Here is a 19,417-nt window from a genome sequence, read left to right as displayed (position 1 = left end):
CCCACGATGAACAACTCAGCAGCGAACACCGGCCGTGTCCTGTGGGCGGGCCTGCGCGCCCTCCTCGTCCTGACCGTGGTCTGTGGCGTGCTCTATCCGCTCGCCGTGACCGGGATCGCGCAGGTGGCCTTTCCCGGGAAGGCGAACGGCTCCGAGATCGAGGACGCGAGCGGGAAGGTCGTCGGCTCCGAGCTCATCGGGCAGCGCTACGACCTGCCCCTGAAGGACGGCGAGGAGACCCCGGCCCCCGACCTGCGCTGGTTCCAGCCCCGCCCGTCCAACGGCCTCGGCACCAACAGCGTCAACCCCCAGTACGCGATCATCCTGTCCGGCGCCACGAACCGCTCCGGGGACAACGCGGACCTGATCCAGTGGGTCAAGGACGCCAAGGCCGCCGTCATCAAGGACAACTCCACGGTCGGCCACAAGGTGAGCCCCTCCGACGTCCCTGCCGAGGCCGTCACCTCCTCCGGCTCCGGCCTGGACCCGCACATCTCCCCCGAGTACGCGCGACTCCAGGTCCACCGGGTCGCCGAGCGCAACAAGCTCACCGTCGGCCAGGTCGACAAGCTCGTCACCGACCACACCGACGACCGCATCCTCGGCTTCATCGGCGAACCCCGCGTCAACGTCCTGAAGCTCAACACCGCACTCAAGGAGCTGATCGAGAGCTGATCCCCGCTGCGGCGGAACGGGAGCCGGGCGGCCCGGTCCTCACACCGCCGCGGCGCGACAGGAGCCGCCGGCCGATCTCGGCCGGCGGCTTCGGCGTGCGCCGGCCCGGCCCGTCACGAGTCCTCCGGGCGGCGATACGGCCGCCCTTTCGCGTCCGCCCTCTACATCATTCAGGGCATTGAATTCCAACTCCCCGACAAATGCCCCCACTCGTCAGGTCTCCCCGCGATTCCCTCAGTGAAATGCACTATTTGGCCGGACGCTTGACGGGGTGTCATTCCCGTGAATAAGAATCTCCCCCGCCGTCCTCGGCGCACTTCACGCAAGGCCGTCTCCCCGTTCGGGAGGTGGCCTGGTTTGGCGTGTCCTGAGGTGTTTCCGGGGGTGGTCGGGTGCGTGCGCGCCGGTGGGGGAGGTCCCTTGCCGGGCGCGTCGGCGCGCTTCCGTTCGCGTGTTCGCGCGAGGGGTTCTTGGAAGGGATTCGCGTGAGATTCAGATACGGGCGGGCGATAGCCTGCCTCGTGGTCTCGGCCATCGCCGGGACCATGTTGCCACAAGTGGCTTATGCCGCACCGGTTTCCGCCGATGACGGCGAGGGTATTGTCGACGCCCTCTCGGGGTGGTTCTCGGACGACGAGGGCGAAGGCAGGGCCGACGCGCCCGTCCCGCCGTCGCAGCCCGCCACCGGCGGGACGCCGGTGCTGCCCAGCCGGGAGCGGCTGCCGAAGGGCAAGGCGGCGGCCAAGCCCCAGCGGGTCGCGGAGCTGACGGGCCGGCGCACGCCGACCGCCCGCTACTGGCAGCTGTCCGACGGCCGGGTCCAGGCCGAGGTGTCGGCCGTGCCGACGGCGTACCGGGCGGGGAAGTCCTGGAAGGGCATCGACCCGAGGGTCGTACGGACCGCCGGCGGTGACTTCGCGTACACCAACGCGACCAACACCGCCCGCAGTTGGTTCGGCACCGACCCCGGCAGGCTGCTGCGGTTCGAGGCCGCCGACGGGCACGCCGTGACCCTGGGCCTGCAGGGCGCCGCCGCCCTCGCCCCGGTGGCCGAGGGCGACACCGTCACGTACAAGGACGCCGTCCACGGCGCCGACCTGTCGTACCAGGTGGGCCCGGGACGGGTGAAGGAGAACATCGTCCTCGACCGGCGGCCCGCCGGCCCGGTGGCGTTCACGTTCACCCTGGACTCCGGCGGGCTCACGCCGAGGGCGGGCAAGGACGGCTCGATCGGCTTCTACGCCGAGGGCGCCGACCCCGTCCTGGTGATCCCGGCCGCGTTCATGACGGACGCCGCCGCCGACGCCCGCTCGCCGTACGGCACCGGCTACAGCGGCGACGTCGAGCAGCGGCTCACCCGCGCGGGCAAGGGCTGGAAGCTCACCGTCGTCCCGGACGCGGCCTGGCTGGCCGCGCCCGCGCGCAGGTACCCCGTCACGATCGACCCGACGATCTCGATCGCTCCCACGCCGTCCACGGCGCAGGACGTGATGATCTCCTCGGACGGCCCGACGACGAACTACGACGACAACTGGCGGCTGTCGGTCGGCAACACCAGCACCGGCGCCTCGCGCGCCCTGCTGCGGTTCCCGCTGACCGGCGTCCCGGCCGGCACCAAGCTCGACTCGGCCGATCTGAAGCTGTACTTCGACCAGACCCACACCACCGGTGACACCGAGGTCCAGCTGGAGGCGCACCGCGCCACCCAGGCCTGGACCGAGGCCCAGGCCACCTGGAGCAACGCCAACGCGCTCACCGGCGAGCTGTCGGGCACCTCCGTCGTGGTCGACGACGGCGACACCGGACGGACGGCCGCCGTCGGCGCCTGGCCGGCGTCGGGGAACACCGCGTACACGCAGTACGCCGTCAACCAGGACTACCTGTACAACAAGGGCGCCGTCGCGGGCGACACGTACACCTGGCAGCCGAGTCTGCCCGAGGACGGTACCTACCAGGTCGAGGCGCACAGCATCCCCGCCTCCGACCGCGCGACGAACGCCCCGTACACCGTCACCTACGACGGCGGCAGCAAGGTGTACAGCGTCGACCAGCAGGCCGGCACCGCCGGTGTGTGGAAGACGCTCGGCTCGCACCCCTTCAAGGCCGGCACCCTCGGCAAGATCGTCCTCGGTGACGGTCCCGCGTCGACCGCGACCTCGGTGATCGCGGACGCCGTCCGCTTCACCAAGGGCGGCGTGGTCACCAAGCGGCCCGGCGAGCTGAACACCTGGCACACCTTCCCGGTGACCAGGACCGTCCAGTCCTGGATCGACGGCGCCAACGTCAACAACGGCTTCGTGATCAAGGCCGGCGACGAGAGCGCGACCGGCCCCAAGGGCGGACCGCGCTACGAGGGCAGCGAGTTCGGGTACGGCGGCGAGACCGCCAACTACCCGCGTCTCGTCCTGACCTTCGGCCGGCAGGGCGTCGACCTCGCCGCACCGACGACGATCCACGACACCGGCGCGGAGCTCAGCTGGTCCGCCTACCGGGACCCGGACCCGATCGCCACCGGCGACGACATCGTCGAGTACCAGGTCCACCGGTCGATCAACCAGACCTTCACGCCCTCGGCCGCGACCCTCGTCGCGCCCGTCGCGTCCACGGTGACCGCCTTCACGGACACCTCCGGGACCCCGACGAAGGCCGACGACCCCGACCCCTTCGGCCGCGCCTACTACTACATGGTCGCGGTCAGGACGAAGGACGGCCAGGTCGTCGCCGCGCCCACGCAGCTCGTCCGGCTGCCGAAGGCCGGGCGGACGACCAAGGTCCTCGACGCGACGCAGGACACCACCCTGTCCTCGACGCGGACCACGTCCACCCACGACACCATCGACGACGGCGGACCGAAGAACTGGCTGTCCGTCGGCAACAACTCCGCCACCTACGGCGACACCCGCGCCCTGCTGAAGTTCCCGGCCCTCGGCATCCCCGCCACCGCCCGGGTCCTGGACGCCAAGGTCCGCCTCTGGAGCACCCAGACCGCGCAGGACGCCCCCGGCGCCGTCTACGAGCTGCGCCCCCTCACCCGCGACTTCGACGAGGCCGCGGCCACCTGGGTCAAGGCGAACGCCACCACCGCCTGGACCGCCCCGGGCGGTGACTTCGGTGCCTCCGTCGCGGACACCGGGGCCAAGACGAACGACCCGGCGCGCCACGACTGGAACGTCACCTCGCTCGCCCAGTCGTGGGTGACCACCCCGTCCTCGCAGAACGGCGTGGTCATCAGGACGGCCGACGAGACCGCCGCGCAGGAACGGACGCTGTTCCTCTCCTCGGAGGGCGCCGAGACCCGGCTGCGGCCCCGCATGGTCGTCACGTACATCGACTCCACCACGGAATCGACGTACTACGCGCCGCAGACCCCGGCGCGGATGACGCCGAACACCGACTACACGGTCGACTTCACCCTCACCAACACCACCGCGTCGACGTGGAAGGCCACCGACCGGGTCCTCAGCTACACCTGGTCCCTGCCGGACGGCACCGACGTCACCAACGGCGGCAACCAGATCCAGACCGCGCTGCCCGCCGACGTCGTCCCCGGGGACAGCGTGTCCCTGCAGGCGAAGGTCAGGACCCCGGTCAACTCCGACTCGGGGAACAAGCGGACCGACTACGTCCTCGACTGGGACGTCTACGACAAGACCACGGGGACCTGGGCGTCCGGCACCGCCGGCATCCCCGGTCTGAAGCAGAACGTGGCGGTGGAGGACCCGACCTCCAACCAGCTCGGCATGGAGAAGTTCTACGTCTACACGGGCAAGAACACCGGTGCCGGCTCGACCGTCATGACCAACCTGGCCTCCGGCAACACCGTCTGGCAGTACAACGCGTTCACCAACCCCGGCCGCGGCGTCACCACCTTCGCCCGGTTCGCGTACAACAGCCTCGACACCTCCGACACCGTCTCGGGCTCCGGCTGGTCCTTCCAGGCCTCCGGCCCGATCCGGCTCGGCGCGCCGCTGGAGTTCCACCCGAAGCCGCACCCGACCGAGATCCGGCTCCCCGACGGCGACGGCACCACGCACGTCTTCCGTGAGCAGGCGGACGGCTCCTGGAAGGCCCCGGCAGGCGTCCACTACCGGCTGACCGCCAAGCCCGGCCTGGACTGCACCCCGCTGAAGGACCCGGTCCCGGACGCCTGGACGATGACCCGTCCCGACGGCACCCGCTTCGTCTTCGGCTGCGACGGCTACATGACCTCGGCCGTCGAGAAGAACGGCAACACGCAGACGTACACCTACGAGGAACGGAAGTCGAACAACAAGCCGACCAAGTTCCTCAAGTACGTCACCGACCCCGCCGGCCGGCAGTCGCTCACGATCGAGTACTACTCCAAGGCCGACAGCAGCAACCCGAAGATCATCGACCACATCAAGTCGATGACCGACATCTCGAACCGCAAGGTCACCTTCGAGTACTCGGACAAGGGCCTGCTCACCAGGATCACCGACGGTGCCGGGTCCACCCAGCCGAAGGTCTACGGCTTCGAGTACGACGCCACCCAGGGCAACAAGAACGTCAAGCTGGTCAAGGCGACCGACCCGCGCGGCAACGCCACCTCGCTGGCGTACAACTACCCGCAGACCGGTGACGACCCGAAGTACCACTGGTGGACCAAGACGATCACCGACCGTCTCCAGGGCACCACGGGCTTCACGTACGCCGTCGACCCCGGCAACACCAAGTTCACCGACACCCGGGTCACCGACGCCGAGTCGCGTTCCTCCGACTACGTGACCGACGACTTCGGCCGCGCCGTCCTGTCGACGAACGCCAAGTCGCAGGCCATGAAGATGTCGTGGGACGCGGACAACAACGTCACGTACACGGAGGAGAGCAACGGCGCCAGGACCGCGTACTGCTACGACCAGAAGACGGGCTACCCGCTCTGGAAGCGCGACGCGGAGAACAACAAGGCGGGCGTGCCCGCCCAGAGCGAGTGCGCCCCGGGCGTCTACCCGGCGAACTCCTCCCGGTACGCGTACCAGACGCGTGCCGACGGCTACTCGGCCGACATCTTCACCAAGACCTCCCCGGAGGGCCGGACCTGGCAGTTCGGCTACGACACCTTCGGCAACCTGAAGACGGTCACCGACCCGAAGGGCGTCGCCACCACGACGGCGGGGGACTACACCACCTCGTACGAGTACGACGCCTACGGCCAGCTGACCCGCGCGGTCGACGCCAACGGCAACGCCGACACCAACAGCGGCTTCGGGCCCACCGGCTTCCCGGCGACGATGACCGACGCGCTCGGCAAGGCGTCGACCTTCGTCTACGACGAGCGCGGCCAGGTCCGCGAGGTCGTCGACGCGCTGGGCAAGAAGACCACCCAGACGTACGACGTCTACGGCCGCCCGCTGGTCAAGACCGAGCCCAAGAACCAGGCCACCGGTGACCTGATCACCGCTCCGGCACCCGTCTACGACGCCAACGACAACGTCACCACGTCGACGGCGCCCAACGGCGCGGTGTCCGAGGCGGTCTACGACGCGGCCGACCAGATCACCTCGGCGACCGAGCCGAAGTACACGCCGACGTCGGACGAGCGGAAGACGACCTACACGTACGACAAGGTCGGCAACCTCAGGACGACGACCGAGCCGAAGGGTTCGCTGACCGCGGCGGACGCGACGGACTTCGTCACGACCAACTACTACAACGAGATCTACCAGCTCACCTCCGTCACCAACGCGAACGGCGACCGGGTCAGCTACGAGTACGACAACGTCGGCAACACGACCAAGGTCGTCGACCCGAAGAAGAACGCCACCGCCGACCCCGCCGACTACAGCACCCTGTCCGCCTTCGACCTGAACCACCGGGTCACCGCGGTCACGGACGCCGCCGGCAAGACCACCAGGAAGGCCTACGACAAGGACAACCTGGTCGTCTCCACGACGGACGCGGAGAACAACACCACGCTCGTCACCTACGACGAGCGCGGCAAGCAGACCGAGGTCAAGGTCCCGCGCAGCGGCACCTCGCCGATCCTGTACCGCACGACCCGGTACGAGTACGACCAGGTCGGCAACGCCACCAAGGTGATCAGCCCGCGCGCCGTCGAGGCCGGGACGACCACCGCGTTCACCTCCCGCACCGAGTACGACGCGCTGAACCGGCCCAAGCGCCAGTACCAGCCGTACGACCCGGCGGACACCCGCCACAACGATCCGAACGTCTACACCGAGACCGCGTACGACGCCGTGGGCCGGGTCTCCACGACCTCGATGCCGCCCTCCGAGGGGCAGACGGTCCGCAACGTCACCAAGGTCGACTACTTCGACAACGGCTGGACCAAGAGCACCACGGACCCGTGGGACATCTCCACCACCTACGACTACAACGCGGTCGGCCAGCAGACCGCCAGGACGCTGACCTCGGCCGGTGGCTCGTCCAACCGCACCATGACCTGGTCGTTCTACCCGGACGGCAAGGTCAGGTCGCGCTCCGACGACGGTGTTCCGGTGGGCAGGTCGGTGGTCCTCGTGGACAACTCCGACACCCAGCACACCACCGCCACGGGCACCTGGGCCACCGGGGACATCACCGGGCAGCAGGGCTACGACCACCGCACCCACGCGGCGGGCGCGGGCACGGACGCCTTCACCTGGACGCTCGACATCCCCAAGGACGGCACGTACACCGCGTACGTGACGTACCCGAAGGTGACCGGGGCCGCCACGGCCGCGAAGTACACGCTCACCCACGGCACGACCACCGAACCGGCGGTCACCAAGGACCAGAACGCCGCCACCGGCACCTGGGTCGCCCTCGGCAGTTACGCCCTCAAGCAGAGCGAGGGGGCCACGCTCAAGCTGGACCAGAACAGCGCGGGCGCCGTGGTCGCGGACGGCGTCAAGCTGGTCCGTGACAACGCCGCGGAGACCGACAACGAGAAGCGGACCTTCAGCTACTCGTACGACGCCAACGGCAACCTGACGTCGATCGGCGACACCTCGCCGGGGACGAAGGTCGACGCCTACGCCATCGCCTACACCGGCCTCAACCAGGTCCAGAAGGTGACGGAGTCGCTCGCCGGCGTCGAGAAGAAGGCGACCACGTACACGTACGACGCCAACGGGCAGTCGGACACGGTCACCCACCCCAGTCAGTTCTCCAAGTACACCTACGACCTCCGCGAGAAGGTCAAGTCGGTGTCCGTCGGCAAGTCCCCGACGGACGGTGACCCCAAGGTCACCTCGTACACGTACACCGACCGCGGCCAGAAGCTGAAGGAGACCAAGGACAACGGCAACACGGTCGACTACACCTACTTCCTCGACGCGGCGCTGAAGTCGACGACGGAGAAGAAGGCGGACGGCACCACGCTGGTCGCCTCCCACACGTACGCCTACGACGCCAACGGCAACAAGTCGCAGGACGTCGCGAAGAAGATGAACGCCGACAACCGCACGGCGTACCTCGACTCCACGACCGACCTGACCTACGACCCGGCCGACCGGCTCACCAAGTCGGTCAAGACGGGCAACGGCGCGGGCACGGAGACGTACCTCCACGACGACAACGCCAACGTCATCAGCCAGACCGTGAAGGGCGCGACCACCACGTTCCGGTACGACCGGAACAGGCTGCTGACCGCGACGACCTCGGGCGCCACGCCGGCCGACTACAGCTACGACCCCTTCGGGCGCCAGCAGTCGGTCAGCTCCGGCGGCAAGGTCGTCGAGCGGAGCGTGTACGACGGCTTCGACCACGTCGTGGAGTCCCAGAAGCTGGACGCCGGCGGCGCGATGAAGTCGACGACGTACACCTTCGACCCGCTGGACCGCACCGCCTCCAAGACGGCGGCCGGCAAGACCACCGACTTCGAGTACCTCGGCCTGTCCAGCGAGGTCCTCGACGAGAAGGTCGCCGGCGCGCTGACCAAGTCGTTCCAGTACAGCCCCTGGGGCGAGCGGCTCTCGCAGACCAAGCACAACACCGACGGGACGACGGAGGACGGCTACTACGGCTACAACAGCCACACCGACGTCGAGACCCTGACCGACAAGAACGGCGACACCAAGGCGACCTACGGCTACACCGCCTACGGCAACAACGACGCCACCGAGTTCACCGGCATCGACAAGCCCGAGAGCGGCCAGCCGGACAAGGAGGAGTACAACCCCTACCGCTACAACGCCAAGCGCTGGGACGCCCAGTCCGGCACGTACGACATGGGCTTCCGCGACTACAACCCGGGGCTCAACCGCTTCACCACCCGGGACATGTACAACGGCGCCCTCGCCGACATGAAGCTCGGCTCGGACCCCTTCACCGGGAACCGGTACGCCTTCACCGGCGGCAACCCCACCAGCCTCGTCGAGCTGGACGGCCACTTCGCCATCCCGCTGATCTGGTGGGCGGGCGCGGCGCTCGTCACGGCGCTGTACGCGGCGACGCCGCAGGGCCAGCAGAACCTCGCGGACGCGAGCACGGCCCTCGGCAGCATGCTGATGCCCTCGGCGAGCGACGTCGACTCCGACTCCTCGTCCGACGACGAACCGCGTCCGGGTCCCACCCCGCAGCCGTCGCCGGGCCCCCAGCCCCGGCCCGCGCCGCGGACCACCGACACCAACAACCCGACGTGCGACCCGATGCCGCTGGTCGACGGCGGGCGGGTCTACGGCGGCCTGGAGGAGTACACGGACCACCAGGGGAACAAGGGCTGCCGGGCGACCGGTGCCTGGGCCTTCCTGACCAAGGCCGACCGCAGGTCGCGCACCGGGGCCGGCGGCCTTCCCAAGTGCCCCGAGTGCGAGCCCTCCGTGCAGCCCGACGGCATGGGTGAGATCGCCGCCGGCGGCGGAAGCCCGCAGGCAGGGCACCTGATCGGATACTGGGGCAAGGGCACGGGCCAGGACGTCCGCAACCTCGTCGCTCTGCACGGCAGGGCGAACGCGCGGATGGCCAGCAAAGTTGAATCCTTCGGATGGAAGCATTTGACTGGCGACAACAAACTGTTCATGTCGGTCGTGCCCATCTACGGTGACCCGCATTCGGCCGTCCCCACGCTCGTGCAGGTGGGAATGACCGCGTACGGCCCCCAGGGGGACATCGTGGAGAGCTATTCGTGCACCGCGATCAACTCCCCGACCGGCATCGGCTCGACGTGCTAGAAGGGGCCCCGTAGTGGCAACGCTCTCCGAGATACGAGCCCTGTTGGGCGAATCCCGGTTCAACTGGTCGGATCCGGCCCCGTGGACCGAGCTGGAGCAGGAGTTCGGCGTCGCGTTCCCCGCGGACTTCCGCGAGGTCGTGGACGCCTACGGTTCGGTCTCGATCAACGGACAGCTGTTTCTGAAGCACCCCGCGAGCCATCTCCTGCACAACCTGGGCAAGGAGCTCAGGATGGACCTCGATTTCTGGCGCGAGGAGGACATGGCCGAGTTCCTGCCCAGCCGGGCGGGGACGGCCCCGGGCGAAGTGATCCCGGTGGCGTCGGCCACGTCGGGCGAGGCGATCTTCCTTCGCGTCCCCGACGAGCCCTCGTCGCCCTGGCGGGTCGTGGTCCAGGAGATGGACAGCCCCTCGTGGACCCTCTACGAGATGACGTTCGGCGAATGGCTGCTGGCGTATCTCAAGGGGCGGGACGTGATGCTGTGCGTGCGCGACCGCGCGCCTGACGGACCGTTCTACGAGCCTCTTCCCTGAGGAAGAACGCGGACGAACGCGGAGGTACCCCCCGGCCTTTCCGGCCGGGGGGTACCTCCGTCTCAGGGCTCGATCAGGCCCACCCTGATCGCGTAGCGGGTCAGTTCCAGACGGTCCCGCAGGCCGAGCTTCTGGAGGAGGTTCGCCCGGTGGCGCTCCACCGTCTTGGGGCTGATGACCAGCAGATCGCCGATCTCCTTCGAACTGTGTCCCTCCGCCACCAGCTTGAGGATCTCCTCCTCGCGCTCCGTCACCGCCTTGGCCGGCAACGGCCTGCCCTGCTCCGCGCGGTCCAGGTAGGTGCGGATGAGGGCCGTCTCGACGCCCGGGTGGATGAACGGTTCGTCGCGGACCGCCGCCCTGCACGCCTCGACCAGGTCGCGGTCCGCCACCGACTTCGGGACGTAGCCGCTCGCGCCCGCCTTCAGGGCCTCGAAGAAGTACTGCTCGTTCTCGTACATCGTCAGGATCAGGATGCGCAGCTCCGGCCGGAGTCGGCTGAGTTCCCGGGTCGCCTGGAGGCCCGTCATACGGGGCATCGAGATGTCCAGGACGGCCAGGTCGACGTCCTCGGAGCGGGCCAGGGCCACCGCCTCCGCCCCGTCCGCCGCCTCGGCCACGACCGTGAGGTCCGGTTCCGCGTCGAGGATGAGACGGACGCCGCCGCGCACGAGCGCGTGGTCGTCGGCGAGGAGGATGCGGGTGGGGGGCCTCGGTTCCGTGGGGTCGGCCGGGCGGCTCGCGGCCCCCGGTCCGGTCGGTCCCGTCGGTTCGGTCATGGCGTCGGCCCGTCCGTCGTGGTGTCGAGGCGGACGTCCGTTCCGCCGTCCGGGCCGTTCCGCACCGTCAGCTCCGCGCCGATCAGCAGGGCCCGCTCCCGCATGCCGGTGAGCCCCGCTCCGTCGGGGGACCGGCCGATCCCGCGGCCGTCGTCCCTGACCAGGAGGCCGACCCCGCCGTGGGGGAGCCGGCGCAGACACAGGTCGACCCGGGTCGCCGCCGCGTGGCGGGCCGCGTTCGTCAGGCCCTCCTGGGCCACCCGGTAGATCACCAGTTCCGTCCCGTCGTCGAGTTCCGGCAGACCCGGCTCGATGTGCGGCCGGACCGTCAGCGAGCGGGTCGAGAACTCCGAGGCCAGGGACCTGAGCGCGCTGTGCAGCCCCAGTTCCTCCAGTACCCCGGGCCGCAGCCGGCGCGCGATGCGGCGGATCTCCTCCAGCCCGGCCCGTGTCGTCTCCTGCGCCTGGTGGAGTTCGGAGCGCAGTTCCGCGGGGGCGTGGTCCGCGGTGTGCTTCAGCTGGAGCAGGACGGCCGTCAGGGTCTGGCCGACCTCGTCGTGCAGCTCCCGCGCGACGCGCCGGCGCTCCTCCTCCTGCGCCGAGAGCGCCCGCGCCGTGCTGGCGGCCCGTTCGGCTTCGAGCCGGTCGAGCATCGTGTTGAACGTACGGGTGAGGGCGGCGATCTCGCCGCGCCCGGACACCTCGGGGCGCCGGCCGGGGCGCCGGAGGTCCGCCGTCCGCATCGCCCGGGTGAGCCGCTGGAGCGGGGCCAGGGCGACCCGGAGGAGGAAGCCGTTGGCGAGGAGCATCGCGACCAGGCCCGCCACGAGCACGATGGCCTCGCCGAGGAGGACGGGTGTGGAGACGGTCACCGGGCCGAACAGCAGCAGGACGGCCACGACCAGGACCGAGGCGTTGAGCAGGAAGATGCGCCAGTACAGCGACACCGCTCCACCTCTCCCGTCGCTCCGGCCCCGCCGACGCCTGTTCCCATGGGCCCTGGCGGGCCTCTGACCTGCGGAGGGATCCATGTCCCCCGTCCATCCTGACCAGGGTCGGGCGGTCCTGTCCATCCGTGCCGACACCCATGTTCCGGCGCTCGCGGCGGATGGCACGATGGCCCGCGCACCACGACCATCCAAGGCCGTCCGCGACCACCCACGACCGGTCATGGCCGTCCTCGATCACCCCTGATCACCTGAGACCCATTGGAGGCGACGGGCCCGTGCCTGCTCCGCGGATGAGAACGACACCCCTGCCCGGCATCGGAGTGCAGTACGACTTCACCACCCGGGAACACCGTCAGCTGTCGGTCATCGCCCACCGCGACGGCACCCGGACCGTGAACGTGTACCGGGGCGACGACCCCGACGCCTGCGCGCAGTCCCTGCACCTCACCGAGGCCGAGACGGCCTCGCTGATCGACGCGCTGCTGCCCGCGCACCACAGCGCGAACGTCCTTCACACCACCGACCTGGGGCTCGTCGCCGAACGCATCGAGCTCTCCGCGCACTCGTACTGGAACGGGCGCCTGCTCGGCGACACCCGGATGCGGACCGAGGCGGGCGCCTCCGTCGTCGCCGTACTGCGCCGCTCCGGGGCCGTACCGTCCCCGACGCCCGCCTTCCGCCTCGCCGGCGGCGACACGCTCATCGTCATCGGCACCCGCGAGGGTGTCGACGCCGCCGCCGCGATCCTCGGTCAGGAGTGAGGGCCCTGTGCATTCTGCGGTCTTCCTGATCGAATTCGGCGCCATCATCCTCGGACTCGGCCTGCTCGGGCGTCTCGCCGGCCGGTTCCGCTTCTCCCCGATCCCGCTCTACCTCCTCGCCGGACTCGCCTTCGGCAAGGGCGGCCTGCTGCCGCTCGGCGCCAGCGAGGAGTTCGTCGCCATCGGCGCCGAGATCGGTGTCATCCTCCTGCTCCTCATGCTCGGCCTCGAATACACGGCCAGCGACCTCGTCACCAACCTCAAGACCCAGTACCCCGCGGGACTCGTCGACTTCGCCCTCAACGCCCTGCCCGGCGCGGCCGCCGCGCTGCTCCTCGGCTGGGGACCCGTGGCCGCCGTCGTCCTCGCCGGCGTCACCTGGATCTCCTCCTCCGGAGTCGTCGCCAAGGTCCTCGGCGACCTCGGACGGCTGGGCAACCGCGAGACCCCGGTGATCCTCAGCATCCTGGTCCTCGAAGACCTCGCCATGGCCGTCTACCTGCCCATCATCACGGCCCTGCTCGCCGGGGTGGGCCTCGCGGCCGGCAGCGCGACCCTCGCCATCGCCCTCGGCGTGGCGGGCGCGGTGCTCTTCGTCGCCGTCCGCTACGGCCGGCTGATCTCCCGCTTCGTCTCCAGCGACGACCCGGAGAAGCTGCTCCTCGTCGTCCTCGGCCTGACCCTGCTGGTCGCCGGTGTGGCCCAGCAGCTCCAGGTCTCCGCCGCCGTCGGCGCGTTCCTCGTCGGCATCGCGCTCTCCGGAGAGGTCGCCGAGGGCGCCCACGCGCTGCTGAGCCCGCTGCGGGACCTGTTCGCCGCGGTGTTCTTCGTCTTCTTCGGCCTGCACACCGATCCGGCCAGCATCCCGCCGGTGATCCTCCCCGCGTTCGCGCTGGCCGTCGTCACCGCGCTGACGAAGATCGCCACCGGCTACTGGGCGGCCCGCCGGGCCGGGATCGGCGTCAAGGGACGCTGGCGGGCCGGCGGCACCCTGGTCGCGCGCGGCGAGTTCTCGATCGTCATCGCCGGGCTCGCCGTCACGGCCGGGGTGCAGCCCCAGCTGGGGCCGTTCGCCACCGCGTACGTCCTCGTCCTCGTGGTGATCGGGCCGCTCACCGCCCGCTTCACCGAGCCGATCGCCGCGTACGTCACCCGGCGCCGCGCCCCCGCCTCCCCGGTGGCCGCGGCGGCGCCCGAGCCGGCCCCCGGGGCCGGCGCACCGGCCGCCGGGCCGGACCTCCTCGACACGGAGACCGCCGCCGACCGGGTGTGAGGGACGGCGGCCCGTGGCGGCGGCCGCGCCGTTCAGTACGATGGGCCGCTGTTCCGAAGCGGAGGAGGGTGACATGACCGACGGGAACGACGTCGGGGCGGAGCCCTCCCCGCCCAGGCGCGGGCAGGGACAACTGGAGGCGCAGGTGCTCGCCGCGCTCCGTGCGGCCTCCGAGCCGGTGCCCGTGGCCTGGGTACGCGAACGCCTCGGCGGCGGCCTCGCCTACACCACCGTCATCACCATCCTCACCCGCCTCTGGGCGAAGGGCGCCGTCGAACGCGAGCGCGCCGGCCGCTCCTTCCGCTGGACGGCGGTCGCCGACGAGGCCGGGCTCGCCGCCCTGCGGATGCGGAAGGTGCTGGACGCGGAGGCGGACCGGCAGGCGGTCCTGGCCCGGTTCGTGACCGGACTCTCGCCGAACGAAGAGCGACTCCTTCGTGAACTGCTCGCCAGGAACGCCGAGGAGGAGGAAGGCTAGCCGCCATGGGAGTCTTCGTCTTCCTTCCCCTGGTCCTTCCGCTCACCGCGTGGCCGGTCGCCCGCCTCGCCGAACAGCGGCTCCATCCCCGTACCGCGACCCGGCTGCTCGCCGTCGTCGCCGGTGTCTCGGCGGTGTGCAGCACGCTCTGCCTCGGGCTGCTCGTGATCGTGGGCACCGCCCAACTGCCCGGCAATCCGCTCCCCGACAGCTGGTCGGACCCGGATGTGCGGGCGGCCCTGCCGTACGACGAGATCGCCGGCCGCGCCGCGATCCCCGCGCTGTTCGCCGTCCTCGTCTCCTGCGGGGAGGCCGCCTGGCGCCAGCTGCGGGTACGCCGCAGGGCGGCGGGCGCGCTCGGCGGGCTGCCGCCGACGTCCGTCGCGGTGCTGCCGGACCGCACCCCGTACGCGTACGCGCTGCCCGGGCGGCGGGGCCGGATCGTCGTCAGCACCGGCATGCTCACCGGGCTCGGCCCGGACGAGCGCCGGGCCCTCTTCGCGCATGAGCGGGCCCATCTGGCCGGGCGTCATCACCGGCACCTGCTGACGGTCCATCTCGCGGCACGGGCCAACCCGTTCCTCCGGCCGCTGCGCACCGCCGTCTCGTACACCGCCGAACGCTGGGCCGACGAGGACGCCGCCGCCGAGGTCGGCAGCCGTCGCGTCGTCGCCCGTGCCATCGGCAAGGCGGCCCTGCTGGCTCCGCGCGCACCGGCCGCCACGCTCCCGGCCCTGACGGGGGCGGGGCCGGTGCCCCGGCGGGTGGCGGCCCTGATGCGCCCGGCCCCGGTCGGCCGCGCCTGGCCGCCGGCCTGCACGGCCGTCGGCCTCGCCACCTGGGCGGCGGCCGCCGGCGCGACCGTCTCCGCGCTGTCCTCGGCGAACTCGGCGGTCGTGCTGATCCTCGTGCTCCGAGGGGTCGCGGCGCCGGTGCAGTGAGAGGGGTGCGGGACCCGCGTCCGCGGGCCCCGCACCCCTCCTGTCAGCGCACTCCGGCCGTCAGAGGTCGAACTCGTGCGGCGGCAGGTCCAGCGTGAAGCACGCCTCGCGGACCACGGCCTGCTCGGTCTTGTCGAAGTCGCCGTCCGCGCCGCCGATGACGATGCCGATCTGGACGACGGCCCGCGCCTCCGCCGGCTTCTTCTTCGCCTTCGCGATCTCCTGGAGCACGCTGACCTTGCCGAAGTCGAAGTCGGCGGTCAGCTTGTTCAGGTTGTCGTCGAAGCGGCGCTGAAGGTCGGTCGCGTCGAAGTTCTGCAGCACTTCGTTGCTCGCGATGAGCTGGGCGACCCGGCGGCGCTCGGCGGGGTCGATCGTGCCGTCGGCGGCGGCGACCAGCGCGCACATGGCCATGCTCGCGTCCCGGAACGCGCCGCTCTTCAGGTCGTTCTTCTTCGCCACCAGCTGGGTCTGCATCGTCGATGCGGATTCCCTGATGCGGTCCCACAGGGCCATGAACAACTCCAGACGTCGATTACTTCTACGATTCTGTAGAACGTAGCAGCGCGCCGCGGGGTTCCCGGGAAGCGAGGGCCGTTCACATCGTGGAGTTCCCCGTTCCCCTGTCCGATAGCGAAACGTGACATTGTACGATGCTCCTCCGTGACACCTCGGAGGACGCACGATGGGTGACCTGAAACAGTACGGCCTCGTCAGAGCCCAGGAGCGGCTCCGCGACCAGGTCGGGCACGCCCTGCGCGCCGCGCTCATAGCGGGCGAACTGCGCCCCGGCCAGGTCTACTCGGCCCCCGGACTCGCGAGCGACCTCGGCGTGTCCGCCACCCCGGTCCGCGAGGCCATGCTCGACCTGGCCCGGGAGGGCCTGGTCGAACCCGTCCGCAACAAGGGCTTCCGCATCACCGAGGTCAGCGAGCGGGACCTCGACCAGTTCACCGAACTGCGCACCCTCATCGAGGTGCCCACCATCGGCCGCGTCACCGAGAAGGCCGACCGCGAGCAGCTGGAGGCGCTGCGGCCGGTCGCCGAGGAGATCGTCTCCCGCGCCCGTGACCACGACCTGATCGGCTATCTGGAGGCGGACCGCCGCTTCCACCTGGCGCTCCTCGCCCTCTCCGGGAACGACCGCCTGGTCGAGACTGTGGGGGAGCTGCGCAAGCGGTCCCGTCTCTACGGTCTGACCGGCCTCGACGAGGCCGGCAAGCTCGTCTCCTCCGCCGAGGAGCACATCGAGCTGCTCGACCTGATGATCGCCGGCGACGCGGGCGGGGCGGAGGCATGCATGCGGCGCCACCTGGGCCACGTACGGTCGCTGTGGGCCGACGCCCGCGACGAACCGGTCGGTCGCAAGGACTGACGGGGCGCCGGGAGAGGCGGCGGGGCGGGCGGCGCGAGGGGCGGCGGAACGCGGCGGTTCCGGGAGGTCAAGTCGCCCCCACGCGGCGGCTCCGGGAGGTCAACTCGCCCCGACGCGGCGGGAATCGAGCTCCTGGACAGCCTCCCGAAGCTCTATATGCTGACAGCATGCTTTCAGCCGACTCCGTGCCCGGGAACGCCACCGCCCCCGTCGCCCCCGTGCCCGCACCGGCCACCGCGGCCCGGCTGGCCACCGTCGGTTCGTCACCGGTACGTGAGATCCTGGCGCTCACCGCGAGGCCCGAGGTCATCTCCTTCGCGGGCGGTCTGCCGGCGCCCGAGCTGTTCGACGTCGAAGGCATCCGTGCCGCGTACGACCGGGTCCTGACGGAGCATCCGCGGTCCGCGCTCCAGTACTCGACGACCGAGGGCGACCCGGAGCTGCGCACGGCCGTCGCCGCCCGGCTCACCGCGCGGGGCCTGCCCACCGAGGCCGACGACCTGCTCGTCACCACCGGCTCGCAGCAGGCCCTCACCCTCCTCACCACCGCCCTCGTCGAGCCGGGCGACGTCGTCCTCGTCGAGGACCCCTGCTACCTCGCGGCCCTCCAGACCTTCGGCTTCGCCGGGGCCCGCGTCGTCCCCGTGCCCACCGACGACGACGGCATCGTCCCGGAGGCACTGGAGGAGATCGCGGCCCGCGAGAAGCCCACCCTCCTCTACGTCGTTCCCACCTTCCAGAACCCCACGGGCCGCACCCTCCCCGCGGAGCGCCGCCACGCCGTCGCCGAGGCCGCCGCACGGCACGGGTTCTGGATCGTCGAGGACGACCCGTACGGCGAACTGCGGTACGACGGCGAGCACATGCCCTCCATCGCCTCCGACCCGGTGGCCGCCGACCGCACCGTGCTCCTCGGCTCCTTCTCCAAGGTGATGGCCCCCGGCCTCCGGCTCGGCCACCTGCGCGCCCCCGCCGGGCTGCGCCGCGCCTGTGTGATCGCCAAGCAGGCCGCCGACCTGCACACCTCGACCATCGACCAGGCCGCGGCGGCGCGTTATCTGCGCGACAGCGACCTCGACGCGCACCTCGCGGTGATCCGGGCCGCGTACCAGGAGCGCAGGGACGCGATGCTCGGCGGGCTGCCCGGCGCGCTGCCCGAGGGCAGCCGGTGGAACAGGCCGGAGGGCGGCATGTTCATCTGGGTGACCCTGCCCACGGGCCACGACGCGACCGCGCTCCTGGAGACCGCGATCGGCCACGAGGTGGCGTACGTCCCGGGGGCGCCGTTCTTCTGCGGCGAGCCCGACGCCCGGTCGATGCGGCTCTCGTTCACCACGCATGCGGCCGAGGAGATCCGAGAAGGTCTCCGGCGGCTGGCGAAGAGCTTCGCGTAGCCACGACCGGGGGACCACACCGTGACACAGCACGAACTCGACATCCTCGCCTCCGACCGGGAACGGTTCGAGGCCGAGGAGCGACTGCGGGCCGCCGTGGAGAACGGCAGACTCGCGCTGGAGGAGCTCGCGCCCCGGCTCGACGAGGTGCACGCCTCGCGCACCCGGGGCGAACTGGAGACCGCCTGCCGCGGGCTGCCCGCTCCGGGGCCCCGCGACTCGCTCGTGGTGGACCGCGCCCCGACCTCCCGGGGCTTCGTGGCGGGGATCTTCGGCGGCTTCGAGCGCAAGGGCAACTGGGTCGTCCCGCCCCGGATGACGCTCTGGTCGATGTGGGGCGGCGGCAGACTCGACCTGACCGAGGCGCGGTTCAGCAGCCAGGACACCGAGATCCGTGCGGTCGCCCTCTGGGGCGGGACGCGGATCGTCGTCCCGGAGGACGTCGACGTCGAGGTCCGGGGCCTCGGTCTCTTCGGCGTCTTCGACAGGCGCGCGGCGAAGCGGGTCGGCACGGCGGGCACGCCGCGCGTCGTCATCAAGGGCCTGGCCCTCTTCGGCGCCGTGGTGACCCGTACGAAGAAGAAGTGAGCCACCGGCTCCGGCCGGCCCGGCCGCTCCCGGAGACCGCCCCGTCATCACCTCGTGTCGTTGTTGGGCCGAACGGGTGAGGAGCGGGAGGATGGGGGCATGAGTAGGTACGAGAGGTACGACGTCACCGACGAGCAGTGGGAGGGCCTGGCGCAGGTCGTGCCCCTGCGCGGTCGTGACGAATGGCCGTCCAGGGTCGACCACCGCACGATCCCCGAGCAGTACGAGTCCGCCGAGCACCGCCGTATGGTCGTGCTCCGGGTGCAGGTCTTCGCCGACGCCCGCGAGGTCGCCGAGTACCTCATCGCCCAGATCCCGGTGCTCCTCGATCTGACGAGCGCCGACACCGAGGTCGCCAAGCGCATCCTCGACTTCAGCAGCGGTGTGGTCTTCGGCCTCGGCAGCGGGATGCACCGCGTCGACCGGAACGTTTTTCTTCTCGCCCCCGCCGGTACGGAGGTCGAGGGCGCGGAGGGTGAGGACGAGGACGGCATGGTGGGCGGCAGGACCGCCGGCGTCCCCCGATCGTAGGAAGGT

Annotated in this window: 14 protein-coding genes; 11 read left to right on the top strand and 3 right to left on the bottom strand. The window is 70.8% G+C overall.

What is annotated here, in order from left to right:
* Positions 1-6 precede the first annotated feature (6 nt).
* The 3 genes from ASD33_RS11420 (at position 7) to ASD33_RS11410 (ending at position 10,341) form a co-directional block, all read left to right on the top strand.
* Entirely contained in the window at positions 7-675 is a 669-nt protein-coding gene (locus ASD33_RS11420; RefSeq protein ID WP_056557515.1) for a potassium-transporting ATPase subunit C, read from the top strand.
* A gap of 545 nt (positions 676-1,220) precedes the next feature.
* A complete protein-coding gene (locus tag ASD33_RS11415; RefSeq protein ID WP_079044715.1) occupies positions 1,221-9,806 on the top strand; it encodes a DNRLRE domain-containing protein in 8,586 nt (2,861 codons plus the stop codon).
* A gap of 13 nt (positions 9,807-9,819) precedes the next feature.
* The gene (locus ASD33_RS11410; protein WP_056557513.1) at positions 9,820-10,341 is read left to right on the top strand and encodes an SMI1/KNR4 family protein; all 522 of its coding nucleotides are present in this window, start codon (positions 9,820-9,822) and stop codon (positions 10,339-10,341) included.
* Between the two features lie 62 nt (positions 10,342-10,403).
* Here the strand turns inward: ASD33_RS11410 and ASD33_RS11405 are convergent, their stop codons facing one another.
* On the bottom strand, positions 10,404-11,120 hold the full coding sequence (locus ASD33_RS11405) for a response regulator transcription factor (protein WP_079044710.1): 717 nt from the start codon (positions 11,118-11,120) through the stop codon (positions 10,404-10,406).
* A complete protein-coding gene (locus tag ASD33_RS11400; RefSeq protein WP_056557511.1) occupies positions 11,117-12,067 on the bottom strand; it encodes a HAMP domain-containing sensor histidine kinase in 951 nt (316 codons plus the stop codon). The genes ASD33_RS11405 and ASD33_RS11400 overlap by 4 nt, the downstream gene beginning before the upstream one ends.
* Before the next feature lie 293 nt (positions 12,068-12,360).
* Here ASD33_RS11400 and ASD33_RS11395 point away from each other — a divergent pair, with 293 nt between their 5' ends.
* The 4 genes from ASD33_RS11395 to ASD33_RS11380 all read left to right on the top strand — a co-directional run bounded on the left by ASD33_RS11395 (position 12,361) and on the right by ASD33_RS11380 (position 15,523).
* Positions 12,361-12,831 carry a TrkA C-terminal domain-containing protein gene (locus tag ASD33_RS11395; protein WP_056557509.1) on the top strand — a complete coding sequence of 157 codons (471 nt, stop codon included), beginning with the start codon at positions 12,361-12,363 and terminating at the stop codon, positions 12,829-12,831.
* A 7-nt stretch (positions 12,832-12,838) separates the two neighbouring features.
* Positions 12,839-14,104 carry a cation:proton antiporter gene (locus ASD33_RS11390; RefSeq protein WP_056557507.1) on the top strand — a complete coding sequence of 422 codons (1,266 nt, stop codon included), beginning with the start codon at positions 12,839-12,841 and terminating at the stop codon, positions 14,102-14,104.
* A 73-nt stretch (positions 14,105-14,177) separates the two neighbouring features.
* A complete protein-coding gene (locus ASD33_RS11385) occupies positions 14,178-14,582 on the top strand; it encodes a BlaI/MecI/CopY family transcriptional regulator (protein WP_056557610.1) in 405 nt (134 codons plus the stop codon).
* Between the two features lie 5 nt (positions 14,583-14,587).
* Positions 14,588-15,523 (top strand): M56 family metallopeptidase, encoded by a 936-nt coding sequence (locus ASD33_RS11380; protein ID WP_056557505.1) that lies wholly within the window; start codon positions 14,588-14,590, stop codon positions 15,521-15,523.
* Between the two features lie 60 nt (positions 15,524-15,583).
* Here the strand turns inward: ASD33_RS11380 and ASD33_RS11375 are convergent, their stop codons facing one another.
* A complete protein-coding gene (locus tag ASD33_RS11375; RefSeq protein WP_056557503.1) occupies positions 15,584-16,039 on the bottom strand; it encodes a TerB family tellurite resistance protein in 456 nt (151 codons plus the stop codon).
* A 169-nt stretch (positions 16,040-16,208) separates the two neighbouring features.
* Here ASD33_RS11375 and ASD33_RS11370 point away from each other — a divergent pair, with 169 nt between their 5' ends.
* From ASD33_RS11370 to ASD33_RS11355, 4 genes are all read left to right on the top strand, one after another.
* Positions 16,209-16,898, top strand: coding sequence for a GntR family transcriptional regulator (locus ASD33_RS11370; protein WP_056557501.1), 690 nt, complete (start codon positions 16,209-16,211; stop codon positions 16,896-16,898).
* Positions 16,899-17,065: 167 nt separating this feature from the next.
* Positions 17,066-18,292, top strand: a complete 1,227-nt coding sequence (locus ASD33_RS11365; RefSeq protein ID WP_079044708.1) for a PLP-dependent aminotransferase family protein — start codon at positions 17,066-17,068, stop codon at positions 18,290-18,292.
* A gap of 21 nt (positions 18,293-18,313) precedes the next feature.
* Positions 18,314-18,880 carry a DUF1707 domain-containing protein gene (locus ASD33_RS11360; RefSeq protein ID WP_056557499.1) on the top strand — a complete coding sequence of 189 codons (567 nt, stop codon included), beginning with the start codon at positions 18,314-18,316 and terminating at the stop codon, positions 18,878-18,880.
* Between the two features lie 99 nt (positions 18,881-18,979).
* Positions 18,980-19,411, top strand: coding sequence for a cell division protein SepF (locus ASD33_RS11355; protein WP_056557498.1), 432 nt, complete (start codon positions 18,980-18,982; stop codon positions 19,409-19,411).
* The last annotated feature ends 6 nt before the right edge of the window (positions 19,412-19,417 follow it).

Source organism: Streptomyces sp. Root1304, assembly GCF_001426405.1.
Classification (GTDB): domain Bacteria; phylum Actinomycetota; class Actinomycetes; order Streptomycetales; family Streptomycetaceae; genus Streptomyces.
Note: the sequence above shows the minus strand (reverse complement) of the source record. Positions and strands in the feature narration are given on the sequence as shown.

What these genes read in the sequence shown, in the direction of transcription:
- ASD33_RS11395 (WP_056557509.1), top strand. Translation starts at nt 12,361, where the DNA reads ATGAGAACGACACCCCTGCCCGGCATCGGAGTGCAGTACGACTTCACC.
- ASD33_RS11415 (WP_079044715.1), top strand. Translation starts at nt 1,221, where the DNA reads ATGTTGCCACAAGTGGCTTATGCCGCACCGGTTTCCGCCGATGACGGC.
- ASD33_RS11380 (WP_056557505.1), top strand. Translation starts at nt 14,588, where the DNA reads ATGGGAGTCTTCGTCTTCCTTCCCCTGGTCCTTCCGCTCACCGCGTGG.
- ASD33_RS11375 (WP_056557503.1), bottom strand. Translation starts at nt 16,039, where the DNA reads ATGGCCCTGTGGGACCGCATCAGGGAATCCGCATCGACGATGCAGACC.
- ASD33_RS11420 (WP_056557515.1), top strand. Translation starts at nt 7, where the DNA reads ATGAACAACTCAGCAGCGAACACCGGCCGTGTCCTGTGGGCGGGCCTG.
- ASD33_RS11405 (WP_079044710.1), bottom strand. Translation starts at nt 11,120, where the DNA reads ATGACCGAACCGACGGGACCGACCGGACCGGGGGCCGCGAGCCGCCCG.
- ASD33_RS11365 (WP_079044708.1), top strand. Translation starts at nt 17,066, where the DNA reads ATGCTTTCAGCCGACTCCGTGCCCGGGAACGCCACCGCCCCCGTCGCC.
- ASD33_RS11355 (WP_056557498.1), top strand. Translation starts at nt 18,980, where the DNA reads ATGAGTAGGTACGAGAGGTACGACGTCACCGACGAGCAGTGGGAGGGC.
- ASD33_RS11370 (WP_056557501.1), top strand. Translation starts at nt 16,209, where the DNA reads ATGGGTGACCTGAAACAGTACGGCCTCGTCAGAGCCCAGGAGCGGCTC.
- ASD33_RS11385 (WP_056557610.1), top strand. Translation starts at nt 14,178, where the DNA reads ATGACCGACGGGAACGACGTCGGGGCGGAGCCCTCCCCGCCCAGGCGC.